The 12,555-nt window shown below is 66.1% G+C and carries 6 protein-coding genes; 3 read left to right on the top strand and 3 right to left on the bottom strand.

All coding sequences use genetic code 11. The annotated features are described in order from the left end of the window. Positions 1–11 precede the first annotated feature (11 nt). Positions 12–2,660, bottom strand: coding sequence for a glycerol-3-phosphate 1-O-acyltransferase PlsB (gene plsB / locus ACFCQI_RS05840; protein ID WP_395120451.1), 2,649 nt, complete (start codon positions 2,658–2,660; stop codon positions 12–14). A 328-nt stretch (positions 2,661–2,988) separates the two neighbouring features. Further along, a complete protein-coding gene (locus ACFCQI_RS05835) occupies positions 2,989–3,873 on the bottom strand; it encodes a 5'-nucleotidase, lipoprotein e(P4) family (RefSeq protein WP_395120449.1) in 885 nt (294 codons plus the stop codon). 320 nt (positions 3,874–4,193) lie between these two features. Here ACFCQI_RS05835 and ACFCQI_RS05830 point away from each other — a divergent pair, with 320 nt between their 5' ends. The 3 genes from ACFCQI_RS05830 (at position 4,194) to ACFCQI_RS05820 (ending at position 10,450) form a co-directional block, all read left to right on the top strand. After that, entirely contained in the window at positions 4,194–5,225 is a 1,032-nt protein-coding gene (locus tag ACFCQI_RS05830) for a hypothetical protein (RefSeq protein ID WP_395120448.1), read from the top strand. A gap of 163 nt (positions 5,226–5,388) precedes the next feature. Then, positions 5,389–7,419: an alpha/beta hydrolase family protein gene (locus ACFCQI_RS05825; protein WP_395120446.1), complete on the top strand. Its 2,031-nt coding sequence runs from the start codon at positions 5,389–5,391 to the stop codon at positions 7,417–7,419. Positions 7,420–7,537: 118 nt separating this feature from the next. After that, complete coding sequence (locus ACFCQI_RS05820) at positions 7,538–10,450, top strand: TonB-dependent receptor domain-containing protein (protein WP_395120445.1); 2,913 nt, start codon at positions 7,538–7,540, stop codon at positions 10,448–10,450. Between the two features lie 94 nt (positions 10,451–10,544). Here ACFCQI_RS05820 and ACFCQI_RS05815 read toward each other — a convergent pair whose 3' ends face one another. After that, complete coding sequence (locus ACFCQI_RS05815) at positions 10,545–12,524, bottom strand: UvrD-helicase domain-containing protein (protein WP_395120443.1); 1,980 nt, start codon at positions 12,522–12,524, stop codon at positions 10,545–10,547. Positions 12,525–12,555: the final 31 nt, after the last annotated feature.

Here is a 12,555-nt window from a genome sequence, read left to right as displayed (position 1 = left end):
GTGTGCTGATCCTACTCGGCGCCTTCGCGGCGCGCGGGCTCCTGTGTTGCAGCGTCGCCCTGGCGGCGGTCGATGCCGGTGCGCCGCTCGTGTTCCTGCTGCTCGGTATCCACGTGGCGCTGGTGCAGGTCGGATGCCGACGCGTCACCGGGCAGCGCCGCGGCCGGCTCGCGATCGCCGCCCGGCGTGATCTTCAGGATCGAGTGGCGCACCTCGCGCGACAGGATCACGCGGGCGTCGCGCACCAGATCCTCCAGCGCGCGGTCGTAGTCGAGCTTGCCGTTCTCGTCGGTCCATACCACCTTGCGTTCGCGCAATTTCTGGATGAAGCCGCGAAACAGCGCCTTGTCGAAGAACTCCGGTGCGGACAATTCGTTGAGCAGGCCCAGCCGCTGCGCGGTGAGCGTGCAGGCATTCTCCAGCTCGCCGCCGGTCAGCGTGTGCGGGCCATTCTTGGCCAGCGCGGCGATGGTGATGTAGTAGCGCTCGAACGCCTGGATCAGGCTGCGCGCGATCACCCGCAGCTGGAAGGCGCTGTCTTCCTGGCCGGCGCTGCGTTCCAGCGAGCGACCATGGTTGGTGGATTCGAGCAGGCCGCGGCGCACCAGGAACTCGATCGTCGCCTTCAGCTGCTCCTTGAAGCCGTCCTCATCCCACGGCAGGAACAGTTCGCCCTGGATGAACGGATACACGATGCCGCCCAGGCGCAGGATCGCGTCACGCGACATGCGCCGGTTGTTGAGGAAGCAGCAGGCGACCCATGCGGCGCTGGCCATCAGGTGCAGCACGTTGTTGCGGAAATAGCTCAGCAGCACGGCCTTTTCGCCGCTGACGGTGAGCACGTCGCCCAGCGGGTGCTGCACCCGCTCGATCCAGCCCATCTGCTCGCCGTAGGCGATGATCGCGGCCGGGTTCATCGGAGTCAGCGTGACGCGGTCGGAGTACGGCAGTTCCTCCAGCAGCGCCTTGCCAAGGTCGAGCTGCACCAGCAGGTCGTTCTCGGCCATCGCGTGCTTGGGCGTGGCCAGCAGGGCCAGCGCCAGCAGGTTGATCGGATTGACGTCGGCGGCGCGGTTGATGTTGACCTGGATCTTCTCGGCTAGCTGGCTGACCACCGAATTGAGCCACTCGGGTTTCGCCTCCGGGTCGAGCCCGGCGCTGCGCCAGTCGCTGCTGGCGGCGTCGAGCAGCGGGGTCAGCTCGATCGGCTCGCCGAAGTTCAGCGCCACGTGGCCGTAGCGCTGGCGCAGCACCTTCAGGCCCTTGAGCAGGCCGAGCAGGGATTCCTTCTCCTTCGGCTTGCCGGAGAGCTCGCCGATGTAGCTGTTGCCCTCCATCAGTTTCTCGTAACCGATGTAGACCGGCTGGAACAGCACCGGCCGGCGCGGCGCGCGCAGGAAGGCGCGCACGGTCATCGACAGCAATCCGCCGCGCGGCGACAGCAGCCGCCCGGTACGCGAGCGGGTGCCCTCGGTGAAGTACTCGATCGGCACGCCGCGGTCGATCAGCTGCGCCATGTATTCCTTGAACACCACCGAGTACAGCGGATTGCCGGTGAAGCTGCGGCGCATGAAGAACGCGCCGCCGCGGCGCAGGATCGGCCCGATCACCGGCAGGTTGAGGTTCACGCCCGCGGCAATGTGCGGCACCACCACGCCGGAGACGTGCAACTGGTAGCTCATCAACAGGTAGTCGGCGTGGCTGCGGTGGCTGGGCACGTAGACCACTTCGTAACCCGGCGCCACCGCGCGGACCTTGTCGAAGTGGTGCATCGCGATGCCGTCGTACAGTTTGTTCCAGAAACTGGACAGCACGAACGATGCCGAACGCACCACCGGATGCGAATAGTCGGCGGCGATCTCCAGCAGCATCTTGTGCGCCTTGCGCCAGGCCTTGGCGTGGCTGGTCTTCTCCTTGGCGGCATTGGCGGCGATCGCCGCACGCACCGGCTCGGCCGCGAGCACCGCGTCGACCACGGTGCGCCGGTGCGACAGGTCCGGCCCGATCACCGCGGCGCGGATGCGCCGGAAGTGGATGCGCAGCACCCGCGCGATCTTGCGCGCGAAGCGCTCCGGTCCGATCTCGCCGGATTCATCCAGCACGCTGCGCAGCGATACCGGCGCGGAGAAGTGCACCACCGTGTCGCGCCCGTTCAGCAGCAGCGCCAGCAGGCGGCCGAAGCGGCCGACCATCACCCAGTTTTCCGAGAACAGCACGCGGAACCAGCCGGTCTCACGGCTGGGTGCGCGGCCGACGTAGATCGCCACCGGCACGACCTGGACGTCCAGGTCGGGCACGCCCTCGAGCGAGCGCACCAGCTGGCGCAGCGGTTCCCCGGCGGCGCGCTTGCGGCTGCGCCCGAACAGCCAGCCGTCGCGGCGGGTCAGGGCGAACACGGAGCGGCGCCGGCGGGTGCCGGCCAGCGGCTGCATCGGGTTGGGCAGGCCGGCCTCGCGGCAGGCGCGCTGCAGGATCAGCGCGTCGGAGAAGCCGTCGCGCTCGATCACGTAGCACACCGGCACGCCCGGTTGCAGCAGCGCCGCCGGCTCGGCGGGGTCGCGGCGGATGCGCACCCAGGGCTGCAGCAACTGCCCGGCCAGGTTGAACCACCAAAGGGCGCGGCGACGTACGGTGGAGTCCACCATTGTGGTATTCGGCATCGGGCCATTCTACCCGGCCGCGTCGTCCAATCCGCGCCGATGGCGGTCGGCGGCGCCGCGGGGGCGGCCATCCGGACCGGTTGCCGGGGGTCCTCGGCCCACGGCGGCAAGGGGTGTGGGCGAGCCTCGTGCCGCATCGCGGCGTGCAGGTCAAAGAAAACCCCGCGGGCCGAGGGCCTCACGGGGCAATCCGGCAGAGCCGGAAGGGAAATGGCCTTGCCCGCAAGGAATCCCCGGCAGGCGTTGGCGGAGCAAATGTTACCGGTTCGTCAAAGTTTAGGCAATACTTTCCATTTGTCTTGCAGAGTCATGATTTTGTTGACGAATATTATTCAGAGCGCAACGCGTCGATCTTCTGTCGCCGGCGTTCCGCCGGTGGCGCGCTCCAGTCATTGTTGAACAGTGCCGGTTCCCATGACCCGTAGGTGGGGTTGGGCAGCACGAACCAGCGCCGGCCGATCCAGTCCATGTAGGGCGCCATGGCGCGGTGGCGACCGGCGGCATTGTTGGCCAGTACCGTCACGAAGTCGCCGATCTGGTCGCCGAACTGCATCAGCACGCGGTACTTGCGGCTGACCAGCTGGCGCCGACAACCCTTCTCCGTGCCGATCTGCTCGCAGCCTTCGACGAAGGTGCCCAGGCCGAGGAAGGCCTCCGGCCCGGACACCGGCAGGCCGGCCTTGCGCAGGTTGGCCAGGGTGGCCTGGTCCAGATCCTTGGCGCGGTTGGAGATGTAGATGACGGCGATGCCATGCCGGGCGGCGAAGCGGGTGAACGCGACTGCGCCGGGCAGCGCGCGGGCGGCCTCCTCCTTGCACCAGGCGGCCCAATCGGCCTCGTTGTACTCGCCGCCGCTTTTGACCAGGCGCGCCTGGTAGGGCGAGTTGTCCAGCACGGTCTCGTCGATGTCCAGCACCACGGCCGGCTTGAGGCCGCGAAGCGGCGCGGCGCGGTCGTCCTTGGCCAGTGCATCCCAGCCTTGGTCCTGCAGGGCGGCCAGCAGGCCCGCTTCGGCATCGCGATAGGTCTGCAGGTAAATCAGGTCGTGCTCGATCGCGGTCTGGGTCCACGCCACGGCATTGAGGTTGTCGTTGGCGGCGACGGTCGCGGGCGCGGCAGGAGAGGAGACGACCTCGGGATGCCGGAGTGGGGTGGCCGCACAACCGGCCAGCAGGGCGAACGCGAGCAGGCTCGCGGGCAAACGAAGTGGCATGCGCGGATCCTTGGGGCGGGGCGACGTGGGCAAGCGCCCGAGTTTACGACAGCCACATGACGGTTTCGGCTGGCCGCGGGGTCCCGGGAGGTTGTGGATTTTCAGCCTCTCGGGCCGGCCAGGGCGAGGGCAGGGATGCCCGAGTTGAGGCAACGCTGGGGCGGTTGCCCGATGGCCGGGCATGAAGCGGCAACGCGAGTGACTGCTTCACGTGAGCGAGTCCGGGCGTACCGGATTCGCGATCGGAGATAGCCACGGGAGGTGGTTTTCTTCACAAGCTCTGACAGACTGCCCGCTTCGCCACCCCGGTTTCATCCCGTATGGATTTCCCTCCGCCTGCCCCGCGCAGCCCCTCGCACATCATCAGCTATGCCAGCTACCTGCTGGTAGCGGTGGGCCTGCTGCTTATCATCGACCTCCACCTGCTGCCGGCCCTGCTCGCCGGCCTGCTGGTGTTCGAGCTGGTGCAGTCGATGGCGCCGCTGCTGGGCCGGCGCATTTCCGGCGACCGCGCGCGGCTGGTGGTGGTGGCCGTGCTGGGCGCCATCGTGGTCGGCCTGCTGCTGTTGCTGATCCTCGGCGCGATCAGCCTGTTCCGGCACGAGCTCGGCAACCCCGAGCTGCTCTGGCAGCAACAATTGATGCCGCTGGTGGAAAAGGCGCGCCAGCAATTGCCGCCGGCCCTGGTCAACAACCTGCCCGACAGCGTCGACGACCTGCGCGTGGGCGCGATCGAGCTGGCGCGCAAGCATGCCGGTGCCCTGCAACTGGCCGGCAAGGGTGCGGTGCGGGTATTCGTGCACATCCTCATCGGCCTGGTGCTGGGCGCGATCGTGGCGCTCGGCCGCGCACGGCCGGCGCACCAGATCGGCCCGCTGGCGGCCGCACTGAGCCTGCGCTGCCTGCGGCTGGCGCAGGGGTTCCACAACATCGTGTTCGCGCAGATCAAGATCTCGCTGATCAACACCGTGTTCACCGCGATCTTCCTGCTCGGCGTGCTGCCGCTGCTCGGCGTCCACGTGCCGCTGGCCAAGACGCTGGTGGTGGCGACCTTCATCGTCGGCCTGCTGCCGGTGATCGGCAACCTCATTTCCAACACCGCCATCACCATCGCCGGGCTGTCGGTGTCGCTGGGCGTGGGCATCGCCGCGCTGGCGTTCCTGATCCTGATCCACAAGCTCGAATACTTCCTCAACGCCCGCATCGTCGGCACCCAGATCCATGCCCGTGCCTGGGAGTTGCTGTTGGCGATGCTGCTGATGGAAGCCGCCTTCGGCCTCCCGGGCGTCATCGCCGCACCGATCTACTACGCCTACCTGAAACTGGAACTGGAAGCGTGGGGGTTGGTGTGAGGGTGGTCGACGGATGAATTGAGCAGGACGGCGGACGGTCCGCTGCCGGTGCGCGCAGCTTCTTCGCCGAGCGCAAAGTTCCTGCTATCTTCGAGGATCAAGAGCCATTCGCCCACGGGCGCAACGGCCGTATGGGGCGGTCATTTCCAGGGGAGTTGAATACATGCGACACACGTTTTTTCAGGCGTTGCTTGGCGGTGCGCTGGCAGCGGCATTGAGTCTGGGGTCGGCTCACGCGGCCCAGCCGATTCCGGTGGAGGCGTTGGCCCGCTTGCCGGCACTGCAATCGGTATCGATGAGTCCGGATGGCAAGCATCTGGTCGGGCTGATTCCCTCGCCCAACGACAAGGACGATACGGCGCTGGCCACGTGGGATACGGACGCGCTGTCCGCCGGCCCCAAGGTGGTGACCCCGTCGGGCGACCACATGAAGTTCATTGCCGCCTACGCCATGAAGGCGGACAAGCTGCTGGCGATCGCCCGGCAGGAATGGACCGGCCACCTCGGTGGCTGCGGCGAGGGCAAGGCCACCGGCGCGACCAAGACGTTCGTGGTGAAGACCTATCTTTCCGGTATCGACCAGAAGAATTTCGGCGAGGCCTTTGCCGATGACACCCGCAAGCTGGGCGTCAGCAAGAGCACCGAGCGCTGCCTGGAAATCGCCGGCACCTCGTCGCTGGTGAACATGCTGCCGCTGGATCCGGACCGCGTCATCATCAGCCAGTTGAGCCAGGTCACCTGGACCTCGAACTACTACCTCTACAACCTGAAAACCAAGGAGCGCGAACTGCTGTTCAAGGGCGGCAACCGCGCCCGGCCCTCGCTCTTCGACTCCCGCACCGGCAAGGTGCTGGCCAAATCCGAGATCGAGCCCGTCGGCGGCGATTACGAACAGCGCGTGCTGCTGCTCAATGCCAAGACCGGCCAGTTCGAGTTGCAGCCTGCGCTGACCACCAAGCTCTCCCAGCGTTACACCGTGACGGTGGACGGCCTCGACGACGCGACCGGCAAGTTCTACATCCTGACCGACCAGTTTTCCGACAAGCTGCAGGTACGCATGTATGACCCGGCGACGCAGAAGTACGACCCGGAACCGGCCCTTGCCGACAAGAACTATTCCATCGGGGGCCTGCTTTTCAGCACGCGGGCGAGCAACTTCAACCAGATCGTCGGCTTCGTTGTCGATGGGCCGTATCGCCAGGCCGTCTACATCGACCCGGAATTGAAAGCCATCCAGGACTCGATCAAGCAGGCTTTTGCCGGCCAGCAGGTGAACATCGCCAGCTACACCGACGACCTGACCAAGGTGCTGTTCACCACGCAGAGCGCCAGCAATCCGCCGGCCTACCATCTGCTGCTGGACAAGAAGCAGGTGGCCAACCTCGGCAGCACGCGCCCGTGGATCGGCAACGACATGACCGGCGAGGAAAGCTGGGTGACCTACAAGGCGCGCGACGGGCGCGAGATTCCCGCGATCCTCGACCTGCCTGCCGGCTGGAAGCAGGGCGATGCGCCGGCGAAGGCGATCATCATGCCGCACGGCGGCCCATGGGCGCGGGATTACACGGGTTGGGACGCGTCGGGCTGGGTGCCGATGCTCACCTCGCGCGGCTATGCCGTGCTGCGTCCGCAGTACCGCGGCTCGGAAGGTCTCGGTCGCGAGCTCTGGATGGCCGGCGACAAGCAGTGGGGCCTGAAGATGTCCGACGATCTCGACGACGGCGCTGCGTGGCTCGTCTCGCAGGGTGTTGCCGCCAAGAACCAGATCGCGATCTTCGGGTACTCGTACGGCGGGTTCGCGGCCGTGGCCGCCACCGTGCGTTCGCCGTCGCCGTACCAATGCGCCATTGCCGGCGCGCCGGTGGCAAATCTCGGTCGGCTGGGTACGTCCTGGAGCGACAACCGCCTGCAGCGCATCCTGCAGGGCCAGACCGTGAAAGGCATGGACCCCATGGAGAATGCGGACAAGGCGCACCTGCCCATCATGCTGTTCGACGGCGACCGTGATGTGCGGACTCCGCCGGCGATCCACGCCCATCCGTTCTACGAGGCCGTCAAGAACCGCGTGCCGGCCCAGTTCCACTGGATTCCGAACATGCCGCACAGCATGCCCTGGTATCCGAGCCAGCAGCGGCAGACCCTCAACTTGATCCTGGATTTCCTGGGCAAGAATTGCGGGCAGATTTCAGGCTAGCCGAACGTTTTTGCCTGCCGGTTGAGGCGGTTGCACAGTCTCCCCCCACCGGCTACATTCGCTTAACCGCAAAATAATGCGGTTACAACAACTGGTCGATTTAGGGGAGTGCTATTTCATGAACAAGTTTGTCCAACGAGGGCTTCAACGCTTGCCGCTGGCGATCGCGGTCGTTGCAGCGTTGCAAGTCACGCCTGTGTTCGCACAGGACCAGGCGCCGGCAACCGACAGTGCCAGCCAGTCGACCAGCCAGCAGGCTGACACGACCAAGCAGCAGGACCAGAACAAGAAGGCCAAGGAGCTGGAGACGGTTACCGTCACGGGCACCCTGCTGAAGCGGCCGGAATACCAGACCACCTCGCCAGTGCAGGTGATCGACGTCCAGAACAACATCGCCAGCGGTCAGTTCGACACCGCCGACTTCCTGCAGACGACCACCGCTGCCGCGGGCTCCACGCAGATCAATGGCCAGTTCGGCGGCTACATCGTCGAAGGCGGCACCGGCATCCAGACCGTCAACCTGCGTGGTCTGGGCGCCAACCGCACCCTCGTCCTGCTCGACGGTCAGCGCCCGGGTCCGGCCGGCACGCGCGGCCAGACCGGCGCGGGCTTCGACCTCAACGTGATTCCGCAGGTCATCCTGTCGAACATCGAAGTGGTCAAGGACGGTTCTTCGTCGCTGTACGGTTCCGATGCCGTTTCCGGCGTCGTCAACCTGATCACCAAGAAGCGCATGGATCGTCCCGAAATGACTTTCGCCGCCAGCATGCCTCAGCATGGCGGCGGCGAGCAGTACACCTTGTCGTTCGGCACCGGCTGGAACTTCGACAAGGGCAGCGTCGTGCTGGCGGCACAGCTCGACCGGCTCAACGCGATCGAGCTGGGTGACCGCGACTTCCTCAAGTGCAGCCAGGATCGTGTCTGGGGTACCGACGGCCAGCGCATCGACCGCGAGGATCACTCCGTCATCGGAGGCACCAGCCTCGGCGGTTGCAACAACCTGTACGCCAACAGCATCATCAACTACTTCAATCCCGGCATTCGCTACGTGCCGTCCGTGGACGGCAGCACCGTCGGGCCGTTCCCCGGTTACCACCCACGGCCGAACCCGTCCAAGAGCTACGGCAACTCGCCGCAGGCGTACTACGAGGATCAGCTCAACTTCCCGTTCGTGGGTGATGCGTACGCCATCAACCAGCGTCAGCGCGCCAGTGTCTATGCGGCCACGAATTTCAGCTTCGGCGAGGTGAACTGGAGCACCCAGTGGCTGGCAAACCGTCGTGAAACCAAGACGCACGGCTACCGCCAGTTCTTCCCGATCGTCTACAACCCGACGGACGACGATTACTACGAGCCCATCATGCCGTTCCCCTCGAATGGCAAGGAGACCGTGGATTATTTCTACGGCACCACCAAGCTGGAAGGCCTGTTCGCCTCCACCGACAGCTGGTCGTGGGAAGTCGATGCCGGCTACAGCCGCTCCAGCGGCGATTACAGCCAGCTCGCGATCGATGCGCGCAAGAGCGGTGACCTGGGCGACGCGGCCAACGAGCTCGACACGCCGCTGGTCGACTACTTCGATCCGGGCATCCTGAACGGCGACAAGATGAGCCAGCTCGTCAACGCCGTCGGCATGAACATCAAGGGCAACACCCTGTATACCCAGGCGACCGCCAAGGCGCTGGCCACCGGCAACCTGTTCACCCTGCCGGCGGGCGACGTGGGTGCGGCGTTCGGCCTCGAGTATCGCCATTACTCGATCGACGACCAGCCTTCCGAGGCCTCCAAGAACGGCTGGCTGTGGGGCTCCAGCTCGGCGCAGGTCACGCGCGGACAGGATCACGTCACCGAGGCGTTCTCGGAAATCGACGTGCCGTTGCTGAAGGGCCTGCCGGCAGTCGAGTCGCTGTCGGCCAACTTCTCGGGTCGCGCGTTCAAGTACGGCAGCATCCCGGGCACCGACAACGTGTGGAAGACCGGCCTGAACTGGCAGATCACCCCGACCTTCCGTCTGCGCGGCACGCTGGGCACGTCGTATCGCGCCCCGGGTCTCTACGAGCTCTACCTCGGCAACCAGACCGGGTTCCTGGGCCAGCTCGGCATCGACCCCTGCATTCTGTGGGGTGACAGCAGCAACGATCGTCTCCGTGCCAATTGTGCCGCGGCGGGCATCCCGGCCAACTATCCCGGCGGCGGTGCTTCCGCGACGATCTATTCGGGTGGTGGTGCGGGCTTCCTGAAGCCGGAAACCTCGCGCGCGAAGTCGGCCGGTTTCGTCTGGCAGCCGACCTTCGCCAACCTGAACGTGGCACTGGACTATTTCGACTACAACGTCCAGGGCGAGATCTCGCAGCTTGGTGCCAGCGACATCGTGTTCGGCTGCTACGGCTCCACCGTGTATCCCAACTCGTTCTGCAACCAGCTCGTGCGCAACCCGCCGAACGCAGCGGCCGATCCGAACCGGATCACCGAGATCCACAGCGTCTACGTCAACATCAACCGCGAGCGTACCCGCGGTTACGACCTGCAGATGAACTACAGCAACGACTTCTCGTTCGGCAAGCTGTCGGCGGAAGGGCAGATCACCTACACGATGTCCGACATCTACCAGCTGTTCGACTCGGCTGCGGCCAGCGGCCTGAGCTCGTCGGAGCAGGTGGGTTACATCGGGCGTCCGAAGACGGTGGCTCGCAGCGTCATCAGCCTGGAGCGGGGCGACTGGACCTATACGTGGAACGGCCAGTACGTCAGCACCACCCGCAACAAGGACCTCAGCAACATCTATACCTACCTGGGGTACAAGGGCGCGGCTCGGGACATCGAGGCAAGCTGGCAGCTCATCCACAACGTGTCGGTCGGTTATGAGCGCGGTCATTGGGGTGTGCTGGTCGGTATCCGCAACGTGTTCGATACCGAGCCGGATCTGATCTCGCCGAGCGCGGGTACCACGGTGGGCAATGCGCCGCTGTATGCCTCGCAGTACGACTGGTACGGCCGTACGTTCTTTGCGCGCCTGAACTACAAGTTCTGATCGCAAAGGCGTTGGTGCAGGACGAAAAGAGGCGACCTTCGGGTCGCCTCTTTTTTTGTAGTGATGCCGGTGCGCCGTCGCGGCGTTTGGCGAACTACCCGCCGGCCAGCATCGCCTGGATCTTGGCCATGTGCGACTCCGCGGTTTCGCGGGTCACTTCCTTGTCCGCTTCGGGGTCCTTGCCCTGCCAGTGCAGGTCGGTTTGCGGCAGCTCATGCAGGAAACGACTGGGCTGGTTGCGGTGGATCTCGCCGTAGCGCCTGGTCTGCGCGGACCAGGACAGAGTCAGCAGTTCCTTGGCGCGGGTGATGCCGACGTACATCAGGCGGCGTTCCTCGTCGATGCGGCCTTCGTCCAGCGCGCCCTCGTGCGGCAGCGTGCCGTCTTCGCAGCCGACGATGAAGACAAAACGGAACTCCAGGCCCTTGGCGGCGTGCAGCGTCATCATGCGCACCGCGTTGCCCGGCTCGTCGCGGTCGGCGTGGCTGAGCAGGGCCAGTTGGGCGGCAAGGTCGCCGGCGCTGTTGCCTTTCTGCATCGCGCGGAACCAGTCGGCGAGTTCCTTCAGGTTGCCCAGCTTGCGTTCGCGCACGCTGGCGTCGGGCGTGGCGGCGGCAATCTGTGCGGCGTAGCCGGTGCGCTTGAGGATGCGTTCGACCAGGTCGGCGGCGCTTTCGTGCAACGAGGCGCTGCGCAGTTCATCGAGCAGGTCGGAAAAGCCCGCCAGCGCGGCGGCCGGTCGCGGCGTGAGCTGGCGCAGCACGCCGTCGCTGCGGGTGGCATCGAGCAGCGAGCAGTGGCGCGACTGCGCGATCTGGCCGAGCTTCTCCAGCGTGGTGGAGCCGATCTCGCGTTTGGGCACGTTCACCACGCGCAGGAAGGCGGCGTCGTCGCTGGGGTTGGTCAGCAGGCGCAGGTAGCACAGGATGTCCTTCACCTCGGCGCGGTCGAGGAAGGACAGCGCGCCGGTGAGGTGGTAGGGGATGCGCGCCAGCCGCAGCGCCTTCTCCAGCGGGCGCGCCTGGAAGTTGCCGCGGTACAGGATCGCCATGTCGTCCCAGCGTGCCTTGTGCTTCTCCGCCAGCGTGGTGGCGATCGCGGCGACGCGCTCGGCCTCGTGCTCGGCCTCCTTGCATTCCAGCACGCGGATCGGTGCGCCTTCCGGATGCTCGCTCCACAGCTTCTTTTCGTGGCTGTGCGGGTTGTGCGCGATCAGCGCGTTGGCTGCGCGCAGGATGCGCTTGCCGCAGCGGTAGTTCTGTTCCAGCTTGATCACGCGCAGGTTCGGCCAGTCGCGGCCGAGCTGGTCGATGTTCTCCGGGTTGGCGCCGCGCCAGGCGTAGATCGACTGGTCGTCGTCGCCCACGCAGGTGATTCCGCCGCGCTCGCCGGTGAGCGCTTTCAGCAGGCGGTACTGCGCATCGTTGGTGTCCTGGTACTCGTCCACCAGCAGGTAGCGCAGGCGCTCGCGCCAGGCGTCGCGGCATTCGCCATCCGATTCCAGGATGCGCAGCGGCAGCCGGATCAGGTCGTCGAAATCCACCGCGTTGAACGCGGCCAGGCGCGCCTGGTACAGCTCGTAGATGGTCGCCGCCTCCAGCTCGCGCGGGCTGCGCGCGGCGGCCAGCGCTTCCTGCGGCGACAGCCCGCCGTTCTTCGCGCGGCTGAGCAGGTTGCGCAGGCCGAACAGCACGTCGGGCTTGGCGCCTTTGGGCGCCAGCTCCTTGACGATGCCGCCGCTGTCGTCCGCGTCCAGCACCGAGAAACCGCGGCGCAACCCGGCGCGCGCGTGCTCGATCTGCAGGAACTTCAGCCCCAGCGCGTGGAATGTGCTCACCGTGAGCGCGGCCGCATCCTCGCTCGACACCAGCTTGGCCACGCGCTCGCGCATCTCGCGCGCGGCCTTGTTGGTGAAGGTGATCGCGGCGATTTTCGACGGGTCGAGTCTGCGGCGCTGGATCAGATACGCGATCTTCTGCGTGATCACGCTGGTCTTGCCGGAGCCGGCGCCGGCCAGCACCAGCAGTGGCCCCTCGCAATGTTCGACGGCGGCCAGTTGTTGTGGGTTGAGCATGGATCGTTGCGAGGGTGGGACAGCGCCCGAT

This window comes from Rhodanobacter sp. FW102-FHT14D06, assembly GCF_043950705.1.
GTDB lineage: Bacteria > Pseudomonadota > Gammaproteobacteria > Xanthomonadales > Rhodanobacteraceae > Rhodanobacter.
This window is presented reverse-complemented; position numbering and strand designations above follow the sequence as displayed.